Genomic DNA, 23,607 nt, shown 5'->3' on the forward strand with positions numbered 1-23,607 from the left:
TTCGTCCGCCCCTTCATTCATGGATCACCTGTTCATCGGCCTCGTACTGTGCTCCGCGCTGCTGCACGCCATCTGGAACGCGTTCCTGCACGTCAGCGAAGACCGGCTCGTCCAGCTCGGCACGATGTCGCTGCCGTATCTCGCGTTCGGCATCGCCGGCGCCGTGCTGCTGCCCGCGCCGGTGCCCGCCGCCTGGCCGTATGTCGCCGCATCTGCCGCGCTCGAGGTCGCGTACTGCTTCACGCTCGCGCGCGCCTACCGCAGCGGCGAGTTCGGGCAGATCTATCCGATTGCGCGCGGGATGTCGCCGCTGCTCGTATCGGTGCTCGCGTTCGCGGTGCTGCACGAGCGGCCGACGCCGTTCGGCTTCGCCGGCATCGCGCTCGTGTCGTTCGGCATCATGTCGCTCGCGCTGCGCCGCGGCTTCAGGTTCTCCGGGGAAGGCGTGCCGTATGCGCTGCTCACGGGCGTGTTCATCGCCGCGTATTCGATCTGCGACGGGATCGGCTCGCGCGTGTCCGGCAGCGCGCTCGGCTACATCGCGTGGGTGTACCTGCTGTGGAGCGTGCCGCAGCTCGTGCTCGTCTGCGCAGTGCGCGGCGGCCCGCGCGCGGTGCTCGGCTCGCGCACCGCGCTCAAGCAGGGTGCGATCGCCGGCACGATCTCGCTCGCCGCGTATGCGATCGTGATCCTCGCGTACCGGCACCTGCCGGTCGCGACCGTGTCGGCGCTGCGCGAAACGAGTTCGATCTTCGCGGTCGCGATCGGCTGGTTCGTGATGCGCGAGCGGCCCGGCGCGCAGCGGCTCGCCGCGTGTGCACTGGTCGTGGCGGGTGCGGCGCTGATCCGGTTGTAGGCGCACGGGCCGACGACCTTCGTCGCGCCGACGCCCGGGATGCGGCCCGCACATCTCGCCGCCCGCCCGTGCCTTTCTATCCGCGCCGCGGGGAGAAGGTGGCGATCGACTCGCACTGCTCCGCGACGCAGCGACACCATCGACACCATCGACCATCAACCATCAACCATCAACCATCAAGCAGCCACCGCCACCCCGCCGAACGCCCGCTCGTCGATCGCCTCGGCGAGCGTCGCGAATGCCGGCGCGATCTCGTCCTCCGGCACGCATGCATAGCCGAGCAGCAGCCCCGACGCCGCGCGCCCGCGATCCGCGTAATAGCCGGACAGCGGCCGCACGACGATATTGCGCTCGAGCGCGGCCTGCGCGACCGCGCGATCGTCGACACCTTCCGGCAATTGCGTGACGAGATGCAGCCCCGCGTCGCTGCCGAGCGCCTGCAGCGTGTCGCCGTAGCGGCGCGCAACCGCATCGAGCAGCACCTCGCGGCGCTGCCCGTACAGCGTGCGCATCTTGCGGATATGCGACACGAAATGCCCTTCCGCGATGAATTCGGCGAGCACGGCCTGCTGCAGCAACTGCCCTTCGCGATACAGCTCGGCGCTCGCGGTCGCGAAGCTTTCCGCGAGCGGTTCCGGCGCGACCAGGTAGCCGACCCGCAGCCCGGGGAACAGCGTCTTGCCAAAACTGCCGACGTAGATCACCTGCCCGGCCGTATCGAGGCCCTGCAGCGACGCGAGCGGCCGGCTGCCGTAGCGGAATTCGCTGTCGTAGTCGTCCTCGATGATCCAGCAGCCGTGCTGGCGCGCGTATTCGAGCAGCATCCGCCGCCGCGCGAGGCTCATCACCATCCCGAGCGGATACTGGTGTGACGGCGTGACGAGCATCAGCTTCGGCGGTTCGGCGAGATCGGCGGCCGACGGCGCGATGCCTTCGTCGTCGACCGGGATCGGCCGTGTGGTCAGCCCCGACACGTTCAGCACGCTGCGCACGCCCCAGTAGCACGGGTCCTCGGTCCAGATCGCGTCGCCCGGGTCGGTCAGGAGCCGCACCGCGAGGTCGATCGACTGGTGGATGCCGGTCGTGATCACGATCTGCTCGGGCGTGCAGCGCACCGAGCGCGACGTGCGCAGGTAGTCGGCCAGCGCCTCGCGCAGCAGCGCGAGCCCGCCGCCCGGCGCATAGGTCAGCAGGTCGGGGCGCAGGCGCCGCCAATACTTGTTGTGCAGCCGCGTCCACACGCGCGCCGGAAATCGCGACACATCGGGCACGCCCGGCATGAACGCGCCGCCCTGGCGCTTCGACACGCCGGCCCCTTCGACCAGCCGCGTGCCGCGTGCGGACAGCCGCCGCGCGGACGGCACCACGACGGCCGGGCCGGCCGCCGCGTCGGGCGGCGCCCCGACGATCTCGTCCGGCGCGCTGTCGGCGACGAAGGTGCCGCGGCCCGTCGCCGAGTTCACATAGCCTTCGAGCGCAAGCTGTTCGTAAACCTGCGTGACCGTGTTGCGCGCGATCCCGAGCTCGGCGGCCAGCAACCGCGACGACGGCACGCGCGTGCCGGCCGGCAGTTCGCGCGACAGGATCGCCTGTTGCAGCAACCGGTGAAGCTGCCGGTAGATCGGCTGTTCGCCGCCGCGCACGAGGCGCTGCGCCAGCCAGTCCGACAACACGCTCGCGCGCATGATTGGCTCCTGAATATTTATTGAAATGGCTCTGATTGCCAGAGCCAAATGTGATTATAGTCGCCTCCATGGGCTGTCAACGCGCCCGATTTTCTACTCACCGGAAAGAACATCAAGGAGATGACCGTGAAGAATGCCGACCTGCAGGCCCGCAAGAACGCCGCTACCCCGCGCGGCGTCGGCGTGATGTGCGATTTCTACGCAGCCCGTGCCGAGAACGCGGAACTGTGGGATGTCGAAGGCCGCCGCTTCATCGATTTCGCCGCCGGCATCGCGGTGCTGAACACGGGCCACCGCCACCCGAAGATCGTCAAGGCGATCTCGGATCAGCTGAACAGCTTCACGCACACCGCCTACCAGATCGTCCCGTACGCGTCGTACGTCGAGCTGGCCGAGAAGATCAACGCACGCGCGCCGGGCGACTTCCCGAAGAAGACCGCGTTCTTCACGACCGGCGCCGAAGCCGTCGAGAACGCGATCAAGATCGCGCGCGCAGCGACCGGCCGCCCGGGCGTCATCGCGTTCTCGGGCGGCTTCCACGGCCGCACGATGATGGGCATGGCGCTGACCGGCAAGGTCGCGCCGTACAAGCTGAACTTCGGCCCGTTCCCGGGCGACGTTTTCCACGCCCCGTACCCGACCGCGCTGCACGGCGTGACGACGGCCGACTCGATCAAGGCGATCGAGATGCTGTTCAAGGCCGACATCGATCCGAAGCGCGTCGCCGCGATCATCTTCGAACCGGTCCAGGGCGAAGGCGGCTTCAACCCGGCGCCGGCCGAATTCGTGCGCGCGCTGCGCAAGATCTGTAACGAACACGGCATCCTGCTGATCGCCGACGAAGTCCAGACCGGCTTCGCGCGTACCGGCAAGCTGTTCGCGATGCAGCACTACGACGTGCTGGCCGACCTGATCACGATGGCGAAGAGCCTCGCGGGCGGCATGCCGCTGTCGGGCGTCGTCGGCCGTGCGGACGTGATGGACGCGGCAGCGCCCGGCGGCCTCGGCGGCACGTATGCGGGCAACCCGCTGGCGGTCGCGTCGGCGCACGCGGTGCTCGAGATCATCGACGAAGAGAAGCTGTGCGAGCGCGCCACGCAACTCGGCGACGTGCTGAAGGCGAAGCTGAACGCGCTGCAGGCCGACGTGCCGCAGATCGCCGACGTGCGCGGCCCGGGCGCGATGGTCGCGGTCGAGTTCCTGAAGCCGGGCTCGGGCGAGCCGGACGCGGAATTCACGAAGCGCGTGCAGGCGCGTGCGCTCGAGCGCGGCCTGCTGCTGCTCGTGTGCGGCGTGTACTCGAACGTCGTGCGCTTCCTGTTCCCGCTGACGATCCCGCAGGCCGTGTTCGACGAAGCGCTCGTGATCCTCGAGGAAGTGCTGAAGGAAACGGTCGGCGTGCCGGCCTGAGTTCCCGTCAACCGAATGTGCCGCCGCCGTCGTCAGGACGGCGGCGGCCGTTTCGTCCTTCATCTTCAACGCAGGCTACATACACATGAGCACGGTTCAGGAAACCCTGGCACTGAAAGATCCGTCGCTGTTCCGCCAGCAGGCGTACGTCAACGGCGAATGGCAAAACGCATCGAACGGCGAGACGTTCGAAGTCCGCAATCCGGCGACGGGCGGCCTGCTCGGCACCGTGCCGGCGATGGGCACGGCCGAGACGCGTCACGCGATCGACGCCGCGAACGCCGCATGGCCGGCGTGGCGCAAGAAGACCGCGAAGGAACGCGCGGTCATCCTGCGCAAGTGGCACGACCTGATGATGGAAAACGCCGACGACCTCGCGCTGATCCTGACGACCGAGCAGGGCAAGTCGCTGGCCGAGGCGAAGGGCGAGATCGGCTACGCGGCGTCGTTCCTCGAATGGTTCGCCGAGGAAGGCAAGCGCGTGTACGGCGACACGATCCCGACGCCGGCGAGCGACAAGCGCATCGTCGTGACGAAGGAAGCGATCGGCGTATGCGCGGCGATCACGCCGTGGAACTTCCCGGCGGCGATGATCACGCGCAAGGTCGGCCCGGCGCTCGCGGCAGGCTGCCCGATCGTCGTGAAACCGGCCGAGGCAACGCCGTTCTCCGCGCTCGCAATGGCCGTGCTGGCCGAGCGCGCGGGCGTGCCGGCCGGCGTGTTCAGCGTCGTCACGGGCGACCCGAAGGCGATCGGCGGCGAACTGACGTCGAACCCGATCGTGCGCAAGCTGTCGTTCACCGGCTCGACGCCGGTCGGCCGCCTGCTGATGGCGCAATGCGCGGCGACGGTCAAGAAGGTATCGCTGGAGCTCGGCGGCAACGCGCCGTTCATCGTGTTCGACGACGCCGATCTCGATGCGGCCGTGCAGGGCGCGATCGCATCGAAGTACCGCAACAGCGGCCAGACCTGCGTGTGCACGAACCGCTTCTACGTGCATGAAGCCGTGTACGACCAGTTCGCGCAGAAGCTCGCGGCGGCGGTCGGCCAGCTGAAGGTCGGTCGCGGCACCGAGCCGGGCGTCACGCAAGGCCCGCTGATCAACGAAGCGGCCGTGCTGAAGGTCGAGGCGCACATCGAGGACGCACTCGCGAAGGGCGCGACCGTCGTGACGGGCGGCAAGCGCCACGCGCTCGGCCACGGCTTCTTCGAGCCGACCGTGCTGACGGGTGTCACGCCGGCGATGAAGGTCGCGAAGGAAGAGACGTTCGGGCCGCTCGCGCCGCTGTTCAAGTTCGGCAGCGACGACGAGGTGATCCGCCTCGCGAACGACACCGAGTTCGGTCTGGCCGCTTACTTCTACAGCCGCGACATCGGCCGCGTGTGGAAGGTCGCCGAAGCGCTCGAATACGGGATGGTCGGCGTGAACACGGGCCTGATCTCGAACGAAGTCGCGCCGTTCGGCGGCGTCAAGCAGTCGGGCCTCGGCCGCGAAGGCTCGCACTACGGCATCGACGACTACGTCGTGATCAAGTACCTCTGCCTCGCGGTGTGACGGTTCAGCGCCTGTCGCTTCGGTGACAGGCGCTGACCGCCCGGCCGGAACCGGGCGGTCCGACGCGGGCCGGTGCCCCTCTCCGCCGCGCCCGCGTCGCCTCTCCTCCCCGCGATCAGCGGAACACGTTCACCGCATCCACGAGCCGCTGCGCCTGCTGTTTCAGGCTTTCCGACGCCGCCGTGCTCTGCTCGACGAGCGCCGCGTTCTGCTGCGTGATGTTGTCCAGGTGCACGACCGCCTGATCGACCTGCGCGACACCCGTGCTTTGCTCGGCCGTCGACGAGCTGATCTCCGCGATCAGGTCCGACACGCGCTTCACCTGCGTGACGATGTCCTCCATCGTCTTGCCCGCGCCGTCGACGATCCGCGCACCCGACTCGACCCGCTCGACGCTCGCGCCGATCAGCGTCTTGATCTCCTTCGCCGCGTTCGCGCTGCGCTGCGCGAGCGCCCGCACTTCGCCTGCGACCACCGCGAAGCCGCGCCCCTGATCCCCCGCACGCGCGGCCTCGACCGCCGCATTCAGCGCAAGGATGTTGGTCTGGAATGCGATCCCGTCGATCACGCCGATGATGTCCGCGATCTTGCGCGAGCTGTCGGTGATGTCGTTCATCGTCGCGACGACCTCGCTTACCGCCTGCCCGCCGCGCCCGGCCGCTTCACTGGCCGATACCGACAACTGATTCGCCTGCAGCGCCGTCTCCGCGTTGCTCGACACGGTCGCCGTCATCTCGGCCATCGACGCGGCCGTCTGCTGCACGCTCGTCGATGCCTGCTCGGTACGCGCGCTCAGGTCGTTGTTGCCCTGCGCGATCTCGTTGCTCGCGCGCTGCACGTTGTGCACCTGTTCGCTGACGTCGTCGACGAGCCAGCGGAACATCAATCCGAGCTGGTTGATCGTGCGCAGCGTCATCCCGATCTCGTCGACGCGGTTCATCCGCACGCCGCTGCGGCTCTCGCCGGTCGCGACGCGCAACGCCTCGTCGCGCAACTGCATGAGCGGCCGCGCGATCTGCGCATCGAGCCACAGGCCCGCGGCAACGGCGGCGCCTGCCGTTACCGCCGCGAACGCCGCAAGCGGGCCGCCGGCCAGCCCGCATGCCCAGCCGCCGGCCACCATCACCGGCGCGAGTACGCACAGCGACGCATGGAGCCGCGCGCGCACCGACATCGTCTGGAACAGCGACGTGAAACCCGCAATGCCCTTGCGGACGATCAGCCCCTTGTGAAAATGCCGGTTGCCCGCGTGCCCTTCGCGGAATTCCTTGTACAGCGCCTCGGCAGCGGCGATCTCGTCGCGCGACGCTTTCGTGCGCACCGACATATAGCCCTTCGGCTGCCCGTTGCGCATCACCGGCACCGCGTTCGCGCGCACCCAGTAATGATCGCCGTTCTTGCGGCGGTTCTTCACGAGCGCGGTCCACGGCTCGCCGCCCTTGAGCGTCGCCCACATGTCGGCGAATGCCTCCTTCGGCATGTCCGGGTGGCGCACCACGTTGTGCGGCTGACCTTCGATCTCGTCGGGAGAAAATCCGCTGACCTGGATGAATGCCGCGTTCGCGTACGTGATATGGCTGTCGGCATCGGTTGTCGACATCAGCGTCGCATCGTCGGGGAAATCGAATTCGCGTTGCGTGACGGGCTGGTTATTGCGCATGGTTGTGGAGCTCCGGGTAGCGGATCTTGCGCCCGCTTGTCGATTGATTCGCGACCCCGCGCATTGCGGTCGATCCGCAAGCGCGTGGGTCATGCTCCTGCACTTTCGGCAAATTCGGCAAAAACATTATGCCGAATTCGCAAAAATATGCATTAAATGTGCATCAACTTGTTTCACCAAATAATTTGTTTATTGATGAAATTAAACTCCAGGCCAGGCAACGGTTTGACGGGTATTCGTCTGATCATTGCGGGTAATCCCTTCGGCTCGATTCAATGCATAAACGCAAAATATGAAATACGAATATTTCTCGCTTGGCGTATTTCGATTGAATCGGAAAACCTGAACGCGCATGGCAGGCGATGGCCGCCATTCATTGATCGGGCACGCACATCGCGCGCGCCCCCGACGATCACCTGAACACGTTCACCGCATCGACCAGCCGCGTCGCCTGCTGTTTCAGGCTCTCCGACGCCGCCGTGCTTTGCTCGACGAGCGCTGCGTTCTGCTGCGTGATGTTGTCCAGGTGCACGACCGCCTGATCGACCTGCGCAACCCCCGTGCTTTGCTCGGCCGTCGACGAGCTGATCTCCGCGATCAGGTCCGACACGCGCTTCACCTGAGCGACGATGTCCTCCATCGTCTTGCCCGCGCCGTCGACGATCCGCGCCCCCGACTCGACCCGCTCGACGCTCGCGCCGATCAGCGTCTTGATCTCCTTCGCCGCGTTCGCGCTGCGCTGCGCGAGCGCCCGCACTTCGCCCGCGACCACCGCAAAGCCGCGCCCCTGTTCGCCCGCACGCGCGGCCTCGACTGCCGCATTCAGCGCGAGGATGTTGGTCTGGAACGCGATCCCGTCAATTACTCCGATGATGTCCGCGATCTTGCGCGAGCTATCGGTGATGTCGTTCATCGTCGCGACGACCTCGCTCACCGCCTGCCCGCCGCGCCCGGCCGCATCGCTCGCCGACACCGCGAGCCGGTTGGCCTGCAGCGCGGTTTCCGCGTTGCTGTCGACGGTCGCCGTCATCTCGGCCATCGACGCGGCCGTTTCCTGCACGCTCGACGCCGCCTGCTCGGTGCGCGCGCTCAGGTCGTTGTTGCCCTGCGCGATCTCGTTGCTCGCACGCTGTACGTTGTGCACCTGTTCGCTGACGTCGTCGACGAGCCAGCGGAACATCAGCCCGAGCTGGTTGAGCGTGCGCAGCGTCATGCCGATCTCGTCGACGCGGTTCATCCGCACGCCGCGCCGGCTCTCGCCGGTCGCGACGTTCAGCGCCTGGTCGTGCAGCTGCTGCAGCGGCCGCACGATCTGTGCGTCGAGCCACAGCCCCGCCGCCGCCGCCACGCCGACTGTCACGCCGGCAAACGCCGCGAGCCCGGCACCGGCCAGCCCGCATGCCCAGCCCGCGCCGATGACGGCCGGCGCCAGCACGCACAGCGCCGAATGAACGCGCGCACGCACCGACATCGTCTGCGACAGCGACGCAATGCGCAGCAGCCCGGTGCGGATGACCAGCCCCTTGTGGAACCGGCGCCGGCCGGCCTTGCCTTCACGAAACGCGCGATACAACGCATCGGCGGACTCGGTCTCGTCGCGCGGCGCCCTCGTGCGCACCGACATGTAGCCTTGCGGCTCGCCGTTGCGCATCACCGGGATCGCGTTCGCGCGCACCCAGTAATGGTCGCCGTTGTTGCGGCGGTTCTTCACGAGCGCGGTCCACGGCTCGCCGCGCCGGAGCGTCGCCCACATGTCGGCAAATGCCTCCTTCGGCATGTCCGGGTGACGCACCACGTTGTGCGGCTGGCCGACGAGTTCCTCGTTCGAGAAGCCGCTCACCTGCGCGAACGTCGTGTTCGCGTACGTGATGGTGCCGTCGGCATCGGTCGTCGACATCAGCGTGACGTCGTCGGGAAAATCGAATTCTTGTTGGGTAACGGGCTGGTTGTTGCGCATGCAAGGCTCCGAAAGGCGGATCTGTCGTCCGCGTCGCGCTGAAATCGCGCTCAGTAGCCGAAAAACGGTTTATCGCTTTACGACGGTCTTCGTTTTTACTGTCGGCAATCCGGCGGGAAACCTTACCCTTTCCTCACACAAAATATGCAATTCGGCCTGCATCATGATTTCGATCAAATAATCCGGCGATAATCGCCGCGCACGCCGGTCCGCATGTCACAACTCGCCGCACGGCGTGCCAATACCGGCATCCGTTGCGAATGGCGAAATAATTCGGTCTATTCTGCTCAATTCACCCAATATTCGAATTCGATGAAAAAGGCATTGCACGAACTGAATCGGCTGCCATGGAATACGGCGACGGTCGCGCATAACAGCCATAAAGGCGATCAGGCCGACTCTTTCCGCCATGGCGGCTCGACGCTGTTTCCGGAAGAACGCGAACTGCTCGGAGACGGCGCGGACGCGACGGGCGTCGACATCGCCGACGACGCGATCGGCTTCGCGCGGCAACTGCCGGCCGACGCAGGCCAGCCCGCGCGGTTCGAGCGCGCCGACGTGCTCGACCGGATGCCCGTCGCCGCTGCGCGCGGCGAGCGCTTCGAGCGCGTGTCCACGTCGTACGGTGCGATCTGCTGGCTGCCGGGCCAGAACGCACGGGCGCGCGGGATCGCCGTGCACCGGGCGGCCGCATGACGCGCCGTACCATCGCCGAACGCGACGCGCTTTGCGCACGCACGCTCGCACGCGACGAGGTGCCGCTCGTGTGGACCATCGACCGGCGCGAGATCATCGACCACCTGTATGTGCTGCGCGACGGCGCGCTGCATCTCGTTCCCGAGTTCTACGATGTCGCCGGCTGGCCCGCCGGCGAAGCCGATCACTACACGCCGATCCTGCTCGACTGCCACGATCGCGGCGGCTGGTTCCGCGGCATGTTCGACGGCGCGCGGCTGGTCGCGGCGGTCGTCGTCGACAGCCGGCCGGTCGGCCCGTGTCGCGACATGCTGCAACTGAAGTTCCTGCATGTGAGCCGCGACTGGCGCGGCTGCGGGCTCGGCGAGCAGCTCTACCGCGCGGCCCACGCGCAGGCGCGCGCGATGGGCGCCGAACGCCTGTATGTGTCGGCGACGCCGTCGCAGCGCACGATCGACTTCTACCTGCGGCTCGGCTTCACGGTCAGCGCGTCGCCCGACCCGGCGCTGTACGCGCTCGAGCCGGAAGACATTCATCTGGAAGGGCCGACGGCCTGACGCCCCGGCATGCGGGTGACGCGTAGAATTTCCCGCTTTGCCACAGCCGCCATCGGCCGACACGGAGAGCGAAATTGCAGAACGAACCGCAGCCGCAGGCCATGCCGAAAATCCTCGTCAGCATGTGCGTGATCGGTCATCCGGTGCGTTACAACGGCTCGGCCAAAACCGCCGCGCACGAGGCGCTCGCACGGTGGCAGCGCGAAGGGCGTCTCGTGCCCGTCTGCCCCGAGCTGGCGGGCGGCTTCAGCGTGCCGCGCCCGCCCGCCGAAATCGCGGACGGCGCATCGGGGCAGCGGGTGCTGTCGGGCGCGGCACGCATCGTCGACGTGAACGGAACCGACGTGACGGCGCCATTCGTCTCCGGCGCGCAAACCGCGCTGGCGCTCGCACGCGCGCACGATTGCCGCTTCGCGATCCTGGCCGACGGCAGTCCGTCGTGCGGCAGCACCTTCATTCATGACGGGAGTTTCGCGAACCGGCGGCATGCGGGGGCCGGCGTCACGGCGGCGTTGCTTCGCCAGCACGGCATCGAGGTGTTCGCGGACACCGAGATCGACGCGCTCGACGCACGCCTCAGGCAGATATCGCAGGCCGGTTAACGACGATGCGCGGCACGACGATTGCCGTGCCGCGCATCGTTCGGGGAACGGCGAAGCGGCGCATGTCCGGCCGCTTCGCCGCGTCACGCGGGTCAGACGCGTTCGATCGCGATCGCGATGCCCTGGCCGACGCCGATGCACATCGTGCACAGCGCAAAACGGCCGTTCGTGCGATGAAGCTGGTACATCGCGGTCGTCACGAGACGCGCGCCCGATGCGCCGAGCGGATGGCCCAGCGCGATCGCGCCGCCGTTCGGGTTCACGCGCGGATCGTCGTCGGCGACGCCGAGCATGCGCAGCACCGCGAGACCCTGCGACGCGAACGCCTCGTTCAGCTCGATCACGTCGAACTGGTCGATCGTCATGCCGAGCCGCGCGAGCAGCTTCTGCGTGGCCGGCGCGGGGCCGATGCCCATCACGCGCGGCGCGACGCCGGCCGTCGCGATGCCCAGCACGCGTGCGCGCGGCGTGAGACCGAAGCGCTTCGCGGTTTCCTCGTTCGCGAGCAGCAGCGCAGCGGCGCCGTCGTTGACGCCCGACGCGTTGCCGGCCGTCACCGAGCCGTCCGGGCGCACGACGCCCTTCAGCTTCGCGAGGGTTTCGAGCGACGTCTCGCGCGGATGTTCGTCGCGCGACACGACCACCGGATCGCCCTTCTTCTGCGGAATCGTGACGGCAACGATTTCCTCGGCAAGCGTGCCGTCCTGCTGCGCACGCGCGGCCTTCTGCTGGCTACGCAGCGCGAACAGGTCCTGATCGGCGCGGCTGATGTTGTAGTCGACCGCGACGTTCTCGGCCGTCTCCGGCATCGAATCGACGCCGTGAAGCTGTTTCATCAGCGGATTGACGAAGCGCCAGCCGATCGTCGTATCGTAGATGTCGGCCTGGCGTGCGAACGCGCTCGCGGCCTTGCCCATCACGAACGGTGCGCGCGTCATGCTCTCGACGCCGCCCGCGACCATCAGCGCGGCCTCGCCCGACTTGATCGCACGGGCAGCCACGCCGACCGCATCCATCCCGGAGCCGCAAAGCCGGTTGATCGTCGAACCCGGCACGCCCTGCGGCAGGCCCGCGAGCAGCAGCGACATGCGCGCGACGTTGCGGTTGTCTTCGCCGGCCTGGTTCGCGCAGCCGTAGATCACGTCGTCGATCGCCGTCCAGTCGACGTCGCGGTTGCGCTCGACGAGCGCCTTGAGCGGAACCGCTCCCAGGTCGTCGGCGCGCACGCCGGACAGCGCGCCGCCGTAACGGCCGATAGGGGTACGGATCGCATCACACAGAAAAGCTTCGGTCATCAATGTCTCCTGTCGATCAGAGTTAGCGCTTCAGCGCTTACTCTGATCCCATGGCGTGGTTGGCTGGAGTTGGCGCTTTAGCGCTTACTCCAGCCCCACGGCGGTCGATCAGAGTTGGCGCTTCAGCGCTTACTCTGATCCCATGGCGTGGATGGCTGGAGTTGGCGCTTCAGCGCTTACTCCAGCCCCACGGCGGTCGATCAGAGTTGGCGCTTTAGCGCTTAGTCCGATCCCATGGCGTGGTTGACTCGAGTAAGCGCTTCAGCGCTTACTCCAGCCCCACGGCGGTCGATCAGAGTTGGCGCGCCAGCGCCGGCTCCGGCCACATGCAAGGCTGGGAAATGAACGGGGCGCGCCCCTTGCATAACCCGCCGGGATGCGCTTAAATGTTCTATATACGAACATAAGATCGTGTATCGAACGTTCAACGCATCATAGGGAGTGCGGGGACGACCTGTCAAGCGCCCGGTCCGCCATGCGGTTGGCGTGTCAGGCCCCATGCGCTATCTTCTCGGCTGCACGATATTCCAACCGCCCATGACAACCGAAGACACTCAGAAACCCGGCGACTCCTATGTGCAGTCGTTCGCGCGCGGCCTCGCGGTGATCCGCGCGTTCGACGCGGCGCGTCCGGAGCAGACGCTCACCGAGGTCGCGTCGGCTACCGGCCTGACGCGCGCGGGCGCGCGCCGGATCCTGCTCACGCTGCAGACGCTCGGCTACGTCGACGCCGACGGCCGGCTGTTCCGGCTCACGCCGAAGATCCTCGAGCTCGGCTTCGCGTACCTGACGTCCATGCCGTTCTGGAATCTCGCCGATCCCGTGATGGAACAGCTGTCCGCGCAGATCCACGAAAGCTGCTCGGCTGCCGTGCTCGACCGCACCGAGATCGTCTACGTGCTGCGCGTGCCGACGCACAAGATCATGACGATCAACCTGTCGATCGGCAGCCGGCTGCCCGCGTACTGCACGTCGATGGGCCGCGTGCTGCTGTCCGCGCTCGACGACGCGGCGCTCGACGAAACGCTCGCGCAGAGCAACATCCGCGCGCACACGCCACGCACGATCACGGACCTCGGCGAACTGAAGGCGACGATCGCACAGGTGCGCCAGCAAGGCTGGGCCGTGGTCGACCAGGAACTCGAAGTGGGCCTGATGTCGATCTCCGCGCCGATCCGCAACCGGCGCGGGCAAATCATCGCGGCGATGAACATCAGCGGCAACGCGCAGCGGCATACCGCGAAGCAAATGGTGAAGGAGTTTCTCGGGCCGCTGCAGCAGGCCGCGCAGACGGTGTCGGAGCTGGTTGCGCGGCGGGGGTGAGCGACGGGTCGACCCACACGTAGCGCGCCGACGAACCGTTTCGACGCGGGGCTTCCCGGCAAACTGCGGCAACAAGGCATCCGGCTCGATTGCCGTATCGGCGACACCACGACTCGCAAAAAAAGACGGGCAGCCTCGGCCGCCCGCTCAATTCTCTGACCCTCTTGCAACGTTCTTCTCACGGAACACGGAGCGAACCCCGCGCTGCACAATTTAGTGACGCGCGGAAGCCCGGTCAATTTGACGAGAACGAAATTGCACGGAGCCCATCGGACAGCGTGCCCGCCGCCCGCCGCCCGCCGCCCGCCGCCCGCCGCCCGCCGCCCGCCGCCAGTTGCCCGTCGCGCCGCGCGTCAGTCCATCGACTCCCGAGCCGTCTCGCGCAGCATCGCGACCGCGATCAGCGACAGCACCACGCACGCGGCCACGTAGCCGGCCGGCGCGAGCTTGCTGCCGGTCGTCTTCACGAGCCAGGTCGCGATGAACTGCGCGGTGCCGCCGAAGATCGTCACCGCGAGCGCATACGCGATCGAGATGCCCGTCGCGCGCACATGGCGCGGCAGCGACTCGCACATCAGCGCCATCTCCGACGCCGAGCCGAGCGAATAGAACAGCAGCATCAGTGCGGTCAGCGGCAGGATCACCGACAGCGTCGGATGATGGTTCATCAGCCAGAACGCCGGGAACAGCAGTACGACCAGCACGCCGCGGCCGACGAAGATCGGCACGCGCCGGCTGCCGATCCGGTCCGACAGCCAGCCGAACAGCGGGCACGTGACCAGCATCACGCAGCCCGATGCGACGCCGACGAACATCGACAGCTTCATCGGCAGGCCGAGCGTATGGATCGCGTAGGTCGGCATGTAGAAGGTCAGGATGTAGGTCGACACCGTGCCGCCCATCACGGTGAGCATCAGCAGCAGCACCGTGCGCGTGTGCTTCGAGAACAGCTCGTGCAGCACGCCGCGCTCGATCGCGTGATGGCTGTCGCCGGGCGCGTCGTCCGCGAGCCGGCGGCGCAGATACATGCCGACCGGCGCGATCAGCACGCCGACGAGGAACGGCAGCCGCCAGCCCCAGCTTTCGAGCGCATCCTTCGTCATCGTGTTCGACAGCAGCGCCGCGAAGCCCGAGCCCATCAGCGCGGCGCCGCCCTGCGTCGCGAGCTGCCAGCTGGCACGAAACGCGCGGCGCGACGTGCCGCCCTGTTCGAGCAGCGTCGTGGTCGCCGCGCCGAATTCGCCGCCCTGCGAGAAGCCCTGCATCAGCCGCGCGAACACGACGAGCAGCGGCGCGGCCATGCCGGCCTGTGCATACGTCGGCGCGATCGCGATCAGGCCCGTGCCGAGCGCCATCAGCATGATCGTCAGGTTCAGCGCGGCCTTGCGCCCCTTGCGGTCCGCGTAGACGCCGAGCACGACGCTGCCCAGCGGCCGCGTGAAGAAGCCGGCGGCGAACGTCGCGACCGACAGCAGCAGCGACGTGGTCGGATCGCTCGACGGGAAGAACAGCTTGCCGATCAGCACCGCGAAAAAGCCGTACACGGTGAAATCGAAGAATTCCAGCCAGTTGCCGATCACGGCCGCCGTGATCGCGCCGCGCTGCGTCACCGCGGGTGCGCCTGCTTCAACGGCCACCGCCGGTGCGGGTTGCAGTGCGAGATGGTCTTTCTGCATCATTCCGGTCTCCTTCTCAATACGGCCGGAAGCGCCGGCCGCGCGCCACCGCGATCACCGCCCCAGGTAACGCTCCACGAGACGCGTCCAGAACGCCGCGCCGATCGGCAGGTTGCGATCGTTGAAGTCGTATTTCGGGTTGTGCACCATGCAGCCGTCCTCGCCTTCGCCGTTGCCGAGCCGCACGAACGAGCCCGGCCGCTGCTGCAGCATGAACGCGAAATCCTCGCTGCCCATCAGCAGGTCGGTCTGCTCGACCACGTGCGCGTCGCCGACCAGTTCGCGCGCGACCTGCGCGGCGAAATCCGTTTCGGCATCCGTATTGACGACGACCGGGTAGCCTTCGATGTACTCGACGTTCGCGCTCGCGCCGTAGCTCGCGGCCTGCGTTTCGGCCAGTTCGACGATGCGGCGCTTGAGCAGCGCGCGCACGTCGGGGCTGAACGAGCGCACGCTGAGTTCGAGGCGCGCGCCGTTCGGGATCACGTTGTTCGCGGTGCCCGCGTGCATCGAGCCGACCGTGACGACTGCCGGCTGTGCGGGGTCGACGTTGCGCGCGACGATCGTCTGCAGCGCCATCACGATGCTCGCCGCGACGACGACCGGATCGACCGTCAGGTGCGGCCGCGCCGCGTGGCCGCCGACGCCTTCGATCGTGATGATCGCCTTGTCGCCCGCCGACATGAACGGGCCGCGCCGCGTGAGGAAGACGCCGGGCGCCGCGCCGGGATGGTTGTGCATGCCGAACACGGCGTCGCACGGGAAGCGCTCGAACAGGCCGTCGTCGATCATCTTCTTCGCGCCGCTGTCGACGCCGTGCTCTTCCGCCGGCTGGAAATACAGGTGCACGGTGCCCGAGAAGTTGCGCGTCTTCGCGAGATGCTGCGCGGCGCCGAGCAGCATCGTCGTGTGGCCGTCGTGGCCGCACGCGTGCATCTTGCCGTGCGTGCCGCTCGCATACGGCAGGCCGGTCGCCTCGACGATCGGCAGCGCGTCCATGTCCGCGCGAATGCCGATGCTGCGCGCGCCGTCGCCCACGCGCAGCGTGCCGACGACGCCTGTCTTGCCGACCCCGCGCGTCACCTGCCAGCCCCATTGCTCGAGCTTGTCCGCGACGAGCGCGGCCGTGTCGTGCTCCTCGTACGCGAGTTCGGGATGGTGATGGATGTGGTGACGGATCTCGCGCAGCCCGCCGGCGGCGGGCATCAGATCCTCGATTTCGGTGAATCGGACGTCGGTGGTCATCAAGCGGCTCCTGCTGATTGTCAGCGTGTCAGCCGCACGCGGACGGTGCGTGCGGGAAAGCGAGCCACTATATCGAGCCGATATCGGTTCAATAAGATGCGGAATTTTTCACCGCGATAAGAATTTTTTATCAGGGTTAGTGCGGAGTATTGCGTGGGCTTGTGTAGCTCCCGATTGGATACGAAGACAACTTTCGATCAGATGCGGATATCGTTTTCCGACGCAGGCCCAGTACGTCCGTGGTACATGGCGTATCCACACGCCTTCCGGCAGCGTGCCCGCCTTCCTGCGACATCTCTTCACGGGTGACGTGATTACGAGCGTGGCCGTGAAAGCCGCGCATCATCATCTAACCGAATCCGCGCGGCGAGCAGGTCGACGAAGGCGACCACCTTTGGCGAAAGATGACGTCTCGTCGGGTAGAGCGCATGCACGGGGATTTGTGCGAAGGACCAATCGGCGAGCAGGTGCAGCAAGCGCTTGCTGCGGACGTCGTCGGCACAGAAGAGCTCAGGCAGGCATGCGATCCCCACGCCCGCAAGGGCGGACTCGCGGGCGATCTCCATGTCGTTGACCGTCAGTCTCGGCCGGATACGGACCTCGACACGTTTGCCTCTCGATTCCAGAGTCCAGACGTGCGGCGTCGCTCCGCCGCCGAACGCGACACATGCGTGGCTCGTCAGTTCGGCAGGTGTTTTCGGAACGCCATGACGTTTGCTGTATTCGGGCGCCACAACGAGCATGGACTTCGCCGTTCCGAGGTTGCGCGCGACGAGCGTCGAATCGACGAGCGCACCCGCTCGAATGGCCACATCGAAGCGCTCCTCCACGAGATCGACGAGACGATCGGAGCACACCATCTCGACTGCCACCTCCGGATGACGAACGAGGTACTCGGCGACGATCGGTCCCAGCGTGCTGGACGACATGGGAACCGCGATCCGCAGCACGCCGCGCGGCGTCCCACGCATTCCCGCCACTGCGCTTTCGGCCTCCTCGATGTCGCTCATGGCGGGGCCGACACGTTCGAATAGAACGCGGCCGGCCTCGGTGAGGCTCAGCTTGCGCGTCGTCCGCTGGATGAGTCGCTCGCCGACCCGCTCCTCAAGGTCGGAGATCTTTCGGCTCACCGTGGACTTCGGCAGGTCCATGCGTCGCGCCGCTTCGCTCAGGCTTCCCGCCTGGATAACCCGAACGAAGACCACGAGCTGGTTGAGGTCAATTGTTCCATTCATGGAACGATGATGTCAAAAATCCATAGCTTGTGCAACAAATGGCCGCACCGTATCTTGGCGGAGTGGAAAGACACCGCTAAACGGAAAGAGAAGGAGAAACTGTCATGCCGGATGTTTCGGAAATGATTCAAGGTTTGGCCAGAGGTCTCAGCAGCCCGGTTCGGGCACCGATCCTGCACACGCCGGATGAGTACGGGATGGCATACGAGGACGTCACGTTCCCGTCGCTGGACGGCACCCCGCTGGAGGCATGGTGGATTCCCCGCCCGGGCTCGGACAAGCTGGTCATCGCCAACCACCCGATGCCCATGAATCGCTACGGCTTCCCTTCGCACCTTCCCCGGTGGCAATTCGTCCCCGGCAATGACATCGAGGTCAATTACATGCGGGAGTACCAGCACCTGCATGAGGCCGGCTACAACGTGCTGACCTACGACGCGCGCAACCACGGCCACAGCGGCGGCGCCAATGGCGACATCTTCACCTGGGGGCTGTTTGAATCCCGCGACGTGGCTGGTTCGCTGAAGTACGTCAAGTCCCGCCCGGACACCCGCAACATGAAGCAGGGTCTGCTCAGTCGCTGCATGGGCGCTAACGCCACATTCGTCGCGAGAACCCGACACCCGGAGCTCTTTGCCGACGTACAGGCCCTGGTTGCCCTGCAACCGATCTCGATGCGCGCCATGGTCGAGCGCAACCTTGGGCACATGGGGCTCGCGGACCAGTTCGACGTCGTTGACCGTGAAGTACAACTGATCACCAGCTTCAAGATCGATCAGGTGTCGCCGCTGGAATACGCCAAGCACTGGCAGGCGCCAGCCTTCCTCCTCCAGGTGCGCGACGACGCGCTGACCAAGCCGGCCGACGTGCAGTCGATCTTCGACAACATCCCCGTCGCCGACAAGAAGCTGTTCTGGATCGAAGGCAGCACCCGACGCTGGGACGGCTACAACTACTTGTCCGAACGTCCGGAACAAATGATCGAATGGTTCGACAAGCATATGCGTTGAACCCGTTTCATCCTGAGCGCGCGACGTCGTCGAGGCATGCCGACATGCCCTTCGAGGACTTTGGCGTGTGTATGTCATCGAGCTGGTCGCCGAGGGCGACACACGGTTCGTGCTCGGCTCGGCCACGCAGCACCCTCACGCACCCGTGCTCGGCCACTACTCCGTGCACACCAGCATCGAGGCGCTACGACTGGGCGAGGCCGAGATCCGCCGCATCGGACATCAACTTCGTGCCGAGGGCAAACAGAGCAATGCGCTACGGTCGATCTGACGTCAGCGTGGGATGGATACTCCTTAAACAATCGATTCCCCTACCATGACTTTCGGAACCATCGTCGTGCTCGGTGCCACGGGGCAACAAGGCGGTGCCGTGGTCCGCTCGCTGAGAGCGGATGGCCAGTGGCACATTCGCGCGCTTTCCAGAAATCCTGACTCCGACGTGGCGCTGCAATTGGCCGCGGACGGCATCGAGATCGCCGCGGCCGACATGGACGACCCCGCCTCTTTGCGGACCGCCTTTGTCGGCGCCCATGGCGTTTTTTCAGTTCAAGGCTCGGAGCAAGGTGCGGAGGTCGAGACTCGCCGGGGTATAGCCGTGGCGGATGCCGCGCTCGCGGCAGGGGTCGAGCACTTCATCTATGCGTCGGTGGGAGGCGCCGATCGGCGCTCGGGCGTCGCGCATTTTGAAAGCAAGTGGCTGGTCGAGGAGCACATTCGCAGCATTGGCCTGCCAGCCAGCATCGTCCGTCCCGTGTTCTTCATGGACAACTTCAGTAAGCCCGTGCTACGAGCCGCGCTGTTGGCACTGTTGCGCAGCTATGTGCCCGCGACGAAGCCGCTCCAGATGATCGCAACGGTCGACATTGGTAATTGGGTTGCGCAGGCCTTCGCCCAACCAGGCAAGTTTCTCGGCAAGTCCGAAGAAATCGCCGGCGCGGAGTTGACTCGTGCGCAGATCGTCACGGCCTTCAGGCAGCACGGCTGGTCGGCCGGGCTGCCGTTCCCGCTGCCCAGGTTGCTGTTACGTCCATTGCCCTCTGACGTTCGCAGAATGTTCGAGTGGTTCGGGGTGGCCGGCTACCGCGCCGATATCCCGGCGCTGCTGGCGCGCCAGCCGGATGTGCGTACTTTTGACAAGTGGCTCGTTGGACAACGCGATACATCGTCGAACACCAAGCCAATCTAGAACTCAGCAACCCGTCGCTCATCTTGCAGGATCGTCGTGATCGTCGAACCCGCGCAGGCGAACACCTGGGTCCTCGAATGAGGATCGCCAGATTCGCCGCTATAGGCAGGAGTCAGGCCGTTGACTGCATGGAACGGCCGTCACTGAAGACGACATCGGGAACATGGCGTCGATCTCCGCATTCGTCGGCATGTCGAATCGCCTCGCGAACGTGACGAACATGCGGCCCAACGCGCAGTTGCACGCGCTGGGCCATTGAGCGCACGCCGGCGGCGGCCACACGAACGACGCTCGCTCACTTGCCGGCCTTCAACGCCTCCAGCCCCTCCGGCAGTTGCGCATCCGGAAACTGCGTCGACAGCGTCGCGTCGCGCCACCGCGCCGCCTCTTCCGCGCGCTGCGTTTCCGCCTGCTCGCACACGAACAGCGCATCGCCGCCGAGCAGCAGGCGCATCGGCACGTCATCGCGACGCGACAGCTCGACGATCAGCTTCGCGATCCGCACCGGATCGCCGACCTCATGGCCGCCATACGCGCCGAGCAATTCGAGAATCTTCCCGACCGACGGCTGGTAGTCGGGCAGCAGACCGTCGACACTGCGCTTCGCCTGCGCGGCCCATTCGGTACGCATCCCGCCCGGCTCGAGCGTGCACACGCGCACGCCGAACGGCGCGACTTCCTTCGACAGCACGTCGCTGAACCCGCCGACCGCCCACTTCGCCGCCTGGTACGCGGACAAACCGGCCGTCGACGTGCGCCCGCCGACCGACGACACCTGGAAGATGTGCCCCGCGCGCTGCGCGCGCATCGTCGGCAGCACCGCGCGCGTCAGGTTGATCACGCCGAACAGGTTCGTTTCGATCTGGTCGCGGAAGTCGTCGGCGCCCATCTGCTCGAACGGCGCCGTATGGCCGTAGCCCGCGTTGTTCACCAGCACGTCGATGCGGCCGAACGCTTCGCGTGCCGCCGCGACGGCCCGCGCGGCCGCCGCTTCGTCGGTGACGTCGAGCGCCACCGGCAGCAGCCGGTCGCCATGACGCTCGGCCAGATCGGCCAGCCGCGCGGGATCGCGCGCGCCGGCCACCAGCCGGTCGCCCGCCGCCAGCACGGCTTCCGAAATCGCTCGCCCGAGGCCGCGCGCGGCCCCTGTTACCAGCCAGACTTTCGACATTTTTCCACTCCTCGAAAAGATGAAACCATGAAAATGAATGATTACTCACTCATTAATATGGGCGATGCATCGATGATTCGTGCGATGCGTCGCCCTGCCTGAAACCGTCCCGCCTTCCGTCGTGCGGCGCACGCACCGCCTGTGCCGTCGCGACGGCCAACTCTTCCGTCACATCGTTCGTCTCACGCTCACACCGCGTGCAGCACGGCCCACAACGCACGAAACCCGGCTTCGCGATACGCATCGGCCCGCGCCGGATCGCGCGCAACCGACTCCATCGCCGTTTCCGCGATCGACGTAAACAGCGCCGCGCAGAACGCGTGCGCTTCGTCGGCCGTCAGCCCGCGCGACGCGACGATCTGCTCCCGCAGCAGCGAGCGGATCGTGCCGAAGCCTTCGGCGCCGGCCGCGCGATGCGCGTCGTCGATACGCCCGCTCACGCCGAGCTGCTGCAGCGCGCGCCGCCCGTCCGGATTCGCGACACCCCACGATACATAGCCGTTCCACGCATGCCGCACGGCCTGCTCGGCCGGCGCGCCTTCCGGAAACCCGACCATCATCGCTTCGCGCATGTCGGCCTTCAGGCTCAGGTACAGCGCGTTCAGCAACGCATCCTTGGTCTCGAAGTACGTGAACACCGTGCCTTCCGCCACGCCGGCGAGCCGCGCAATGCGCGCGGTCGTCGCGGTCGCGCCGTCCTCGGCAAGCGCGCGGGCGGCGGCGGCGAGGATGGCTTCGTGCTTGTCGGGACTGCGCGGTCGGGCCACGTTCGATTCCTTTAATGAGTGAGCGCTCAATCATAATCAGGCCGCCCGACGGAACGCAAGCCCTGTTACATCTTGGGGGAACGCACACGCAATCCATCAAAACCGTGCACTATTATCGTTTTGCCGTACCGGTGCCGGCACATCGGCGCCCGATGCCTTCGACGTTCGTTTCACGTTCCCCGTTTCAAACCGCGAACCACTCATGACGAATCAGCCTACCCAGACCGCGGCCGACCGGCCCGTCGACATGATCATCTTCGGCGGCGGCGGCGACCTGGCCGCCCGCAAGCTGTTGCCCGCGCTGTACATGGCGCACCTGCACTGCAACCTTCCGCCCGAGACGCGCATCATCGCCGTCGGCCGCCGCGACTGGGGCATCGACGGCTATCGCAAGTTCATGGACGAGCAGTCGCGACCGTTCATCGACGAGAAGGCGTTCAACGCCGATGCATGGAGCCGTTTCCTCGACCTGTTCAAGTACGTGCTGATCGACGTGAACGCGCCGGACGACTACCTGCGGCTCGCCGAAGCGGCGCGCGGCGACGCGATCCGCGTGTTCTACCTGTCGACGTCGCCGGAGCTGTTCACGACGATCTGCGACAACCTGTCGGCCGCGCACCTCGTCGACGCGCGCTCGCGCGTCGTCCTCGAAAAGCCGCTGGGCCACGATCTCGCATCCGCGAAGGCGATCAACGATGCGGTCGGCAAGCACTTCGAGGAATCGCAGATCTATCGGATCGACCATTATCTCGGCAAGGAAACCGTGCAGAACCTGATGGTGCTGCGCTTCGGCAACCCGATCTTCGGGCCGCTGTGGCAGGCGCCAAACATCCGCAGCGTGCAGATCACGGTCGCGGAAACGGTCGGCGTCGGCAGCCGCGCGGGCTTCTACGACCATACCGGCGCGTTGCGCGACATGGTGCAGAACCACCTGCTGCAGCTGCTGTGCATCGTCGCAATGGAGCCGCCCGTGTCGCTCGACCCGGACGCGGTGCGCGACGAAAAGCTGAAGGTGCTGCGCTCGCTGCGGCCGATGACGTTGTCGGACGTCGCGCGCGAAACGGTGCGCGGCCAGTACACGGCCGGCGCGGTCGACGGCCAGCCGGTCAAGGGCTATCTCGAGGAAGACAACGTGCCGGCGGACAGCCGCGCGGAAACCTTCGTCGCGCTGCGCGCGCACATCAACAACTGGCGCTGGGCGAACGTGCCGTTCTTCCTGCGCACGGGCAAGCGGCTGCAGCGCCGCCAGTCGGAAATCGTGATCGAGTTCGCGGACATGCCGTTCTCGATCATCCCGACCGGCCCGCGCCATTACGGCAACCGCCTCGTGATCCAGCTTCAGCCGGAAGAGTCGATCCAGTTGCAGATGCTCGCGAAGGAACCGGGCAGCGGCATGAACATGGTGCCCGTGAGCCTGAACCTCGACCTGCAGCAGGCGATTCCGGAACGGCGCGCGGAAGCGTACGAACGGCTGCTGATCGACGTGATCCGCGGCCGCCTCACGCACTTCATGCGCCGCGACGAGCTCGAAGCCGCATGGTCGTGGGTGGAGCCGATCCTCGACGGCTGGAAACAGCTCGGCGACCGGCCGCGCCTGTACACGTCGGGCACGTTCGGGCCCGCGGCCTCGTCGGCGCTGCTCGCGCGCGACGGCATGTCCTGGTCCGAAGAGGCGTAACCGCAGCACGACGGCGTGCCGCCGCGCGGCACGCCTGGCCAAT

At 66.6% G+C, this 23,607-nt stretch carries 19 protein-coding genes and 2 pseudogenes; 12 read left to right on the forward strand and 9 right to left on the reverse strand.

The features are described 5' to 3' along the window. Positions 1–19 precede the first annotated feature (19 nt). Entirely contained in the window at positions 20–856 is an 837-nt protein-coding gene (locus tag ACM6JT_RS18605; RefSeq protein ID WP_414857021.1) for an EamA family transporter, read from the forward strand. A gap of 176 nt (positions 857–1,032) precedes the next feature. On the opposite strand, the gene ACM6JT_RS18610 is transcribed toward ACM6JT_RS18605, so the two are convergent. Continuing rightward, positions 1,033–2,541, reverse strand: coding sequence for a PLP-dependent aminotransferase family protein (locus tag ACM6JT_RS18610; protein ID WP_175749548.1), 1,509 nt, complete (start codon positions 2,539–2,541; stop codon positions 1,033–1,035). A gap of 126 nt (positions 2,542–2,667) precedes the next feature. On the opposite strand from ACM6JT_RS18610, the gene ACM6JT_RS18615 reads away from it, so the two are divergent. Both ACM6JT_RS18615 and gabD read left to right on the forward strand, forming a co-directional pair. Beyond that, positions 2,668–3,951, forward strand: a complete 1,284-nt coding sequence (locus tag ACM6JT_RS18615; RefSeq protein WP_105391109.1) for a 4-aminobutyrate--2-oxoglutarate transaminase — start codon at positions 2,668–2,670, stop codon at positions 3,949–3,951. 85 nt (positions 3,952–4,036) lie between these two features. Then, the gene (gene gabD, locus ACM6JT_RS18620) at positions 4,037–5,506 is read left to right on the forward strand and encodes an NADP-dependent succinate-semialdehyde dehydrogenase (protein ID WP_034181738.1); all 1,470 of its coding nucleotides are present in this window, start codon (positions 4,037–4,039) and stop codon (positions 5,504–5,506) included. Positions 5,507–5,621: 115 nt separating this feature from the next. Here the strand turns inward: gabD and ACM6JT_RS18625 are convergent, their stop codons facing one another. Both ACM6JT_RS18625 and ACM6JT_RS18630 read right to left on the reverse strand, forming a co-directional pair. Next, the gene (locus ACM6JT_RS18625; RefSeq protein ID WP_034181737.1) at positions 5,622–7,166 is read right to left on the reverse strand and encodes a PAS domain-containing methyl-accepting chemotaxis protein; all 1,545 of its coding nucleotides are present in this window, start codon (positions 7,164–7,166) and stop codon (positions 5,622–5,624) included. A 412-nt stretch (positions 7,167–7,578) separates the two neighbouring features. Then, the gene (locus ACM6JT_RS18630) at positions 7,579–9,123 is read right to left on the reverse strand and encodes a PAS domain-containing methyl-accepting chemotaxis protein (protein ID WP_175749549.1); all 1,545 of its coding nucleotides are present in this window, start codon (positions 9,121–9,123) and stop codon (positions 7,579–7,581) included. A 312-nt stretch (positions 9,124–9,435) separates the two neighbouring features. On the opposite strand from ACM6JT_RS18630, the pseudogene ACM6JT_RS18635 reads away from it, so the two are divergent. From ACM6JT_RS18635 to ACM6JT_RS18645, 3 genes and pseudogenes are all read left to right on the forward strand, one after another. Further along, positions 9,436–9,798: pseudogene (locus ACM6JT_RS18635) on the forward strand (class I SAM-dependent methyltransferase); the annotation flags it as partial. Between the two features lie 17 nt (positions 9,799–9,815). Continuing rightward, positions 9,816–10,376 carry a GNAT family N-acetyltransferase gene (locus tag ACM6JT_RS18640; RefSeq protein ID WP_131949168.1) on the forward strand — a complete coding sequence of 187 codons (561 nt, stop codon included), beginning with the start codon at positions 9,816–9,818 and terminating at the stop codon, positions 10,374–10,376. 74 nt (positions 10,377–10,450) lie between these two features. Then, complete coding sequence (locus ACM6JT_RS18645; RefSeq protein WP_243565743.1) at positions 10,451–10,978, forward strand: DUF523 domain-containing protein; 528 nt, start codon at positions 10,451–10,453, stop codon at positions 10,976–10,978. 92 nt (positions 10,979–11,070) lie between these two features. Here the strand turns inward: ACM6JT_RS18645 and pcaF are convergent, their stop codons facing one another. After that, positions 11,071–12,273: a 3-oxoadipyl-CoA thiolase gene (gene pcaF, locus ACM6JT_RS18650; RefSeq protein WP_131949166.1), complete on the reverse strand. Its 1,203-nt coding sequence runs from the start codon at positions 12,271–12,273 to the stop codon at positions 11,071–11,073. A 537-nt stretch (positions 12,274–12,810) separates the two neighbouring features. Between pcaF and ACM6JT_RS18655 the strand changes: the two genes are divergently transcribed. Beyond that, entirely contained in the window at positions 12,811–13,596 is a 786-nt protein-coding gene (locus ACM6JT_RS18655) for an IclR family transcriptional regulator (RefSeq protein ID WP_034181732.1), read from the forward strand. A 353-nt stretch (positions 13,597–13,949) separates the two neighbouring features. Here the strand turns inward: ACM6JT_RS18655 and ACM6JT_RS18660 are convergent, their stop codons facing one another. The 3 genes from ACM6JT_RS18660 to ACM6JT_RS18670 all read right to left on the reverse strand — a co-directional run bounded on the left by ACM6JT_RS18660 (position 13,950) and on the right by ACM6JT_RS18670 (position 17,752). After that, positions 13,950–15,272: an MFS transporter gene (locus ACM6JT_RS18660; protein WP_131949208.1), complete on the reverse strand. Its 1,323-nt coding sequence runs from the start codon at positions 15,270–15,272 to the stop codon at positions 13,950–13,952. A gap of 54 nt (positions 15,273–15,326) precedes the next feature. After that, positions 15,327–16,517: a M20 aminoacylase family protein gene (locus tag ACM6JT_RS18665; protein WP_034181731.1), complete on the reverse strand. Its 1,191-nt coding sequence runs from the start codon at positions 16,515–16,517 to the stop codon at positions 15,327–15,329. 314 nt (positions 16,518–16,831) lie between these two features. Then, complete coding sequence (locus tag ACM6JT_RS18670; RefSeq protein WP_081938472.1) at positions 16,832–17,752, reverse strand: LysR family transcriptional regulator; 921 nt, start codon at positions 17,750–17,752, stop codon at positions 16,832–16,834. Positions 17,753–17,856: 104 nt separating this feature from the next. Here ACM6JT_RS18670 and ACM6JT_RS18675 point away from each other — a divergent pair, with 104 nt between their 5' ends. The 4 genes and pseudogenes from ACM6JT_RS18675 to ACM6JT_RS18690 form a co-directional block, all read left to right on the forward strand. Further along, positions 17,857–18,762 carry an alpha/beta hydrolase family protein gene (locus ACM6JT_RS18675; RefSeq protein ID WP_414857022.1) on the forward strand — a complete coding sequence of 302 codons (906 nt, stop codon included), beginning with the start codon at positions 17,857–17,859 and terminating at the stop codon, positions 18,760–18,762. A gap of 67 nt (positions 18,763–18,829) precedes the next feature. Beyond that, on the forward strand, positions 18,830–19,033 hold the full coding sequence (locus ACM6JT_RS18680) for a hypothetical protein (protein WP_034181729.1): 204 nt from the start codon (positions 18,830–18,832) through the stop codon (positions 19,031–19,033). 45 nt (positions 19,034–19,078) lie between these two features. Continuing rightward, positions 19,079–19,948 carry an NmrA/HSCARG family protein gene (locus ACM6JT_RS18685; RefSeq protein ID WP_034181728.1) on the forward strand — a complete coding sequence of 290 codons (870 nt, stop codon included), beginning with the start codon at positions 19,079–19,081 and terminating at the stop codon, positions 19,946–19,948. A 142-nt stretch (positions 19,949–20,090) separates the two neighbouring features. Further along, positions 20,091–20,207 (forward strand): annotated as a pseudogene (locus ACM6JT_RS18690) (alkylhydroperoxidase); the annotation flags it as partial. A 36-nt stretch (positions 20,208–20,243) separates the two neighbouring features. Here the strand turns inward: ACM6JT_RS18690 and ACM6JT_RS18695 are convergent. Both ACM6JT_RS18695 and ACM6JT_RS18700 read right to left on the reverse strand, forming a co-directional pair. Further along, positions 20,244–21,119: an SDR family NAD(P)-dependent oxidoreductase gene (locus ACM6JT_RS18695; protein ID WP_414857023.1), complete on the reverse strand. Its 876-nt coding sequence runs from the start codon at positions 21,117–21,119 to the stop codon at positions 20,244–20,246. 188 nt (positions 21,120–21,307) lie between these two features. Beyond that, a complete protein-coding gene (locus tag ACM6JT_RS18700; RefSeq protein WP_105391060.1) occupies positions 21,308–21,886 on the reverse strand; it encodes a TetR/AcrR family transcriptional regulator in 579 nt (192 codons plus the stop codon). A gap of 202 nt (positions 21,887–22,088) precedes the next feature. Between ACM6JT_RS18700 and zwf the strand changes: the two genes are divergently transcribed. Continuing rightward, the gene (zwf, locus tag ACM6JT_RS18705; protein WP_034181725.1) at positions 22,089–23,564 is read left to right on the forward strand and encodes a glucose-6-phosphate dehydrogenase; all 1,476 of its coding nucleotides are present in this window, start codon (positions 22,089–22,091) and stop codon (positions 23,562–23,564) included. Positions 23,565–23,607 lie beyond the last annotated feature (43 nt).

Origin of the sequence: Burkholderia sp. IT-111MI5 (assembly GCF_949752865.1) — a bacterium.
GTDB lineage: Bacteria > Pseudomonadota > Gammaproteobacteria > Burkholderiales > Burkholderiaceae > Burkholderia > Burkholderia pyrrocinia_C.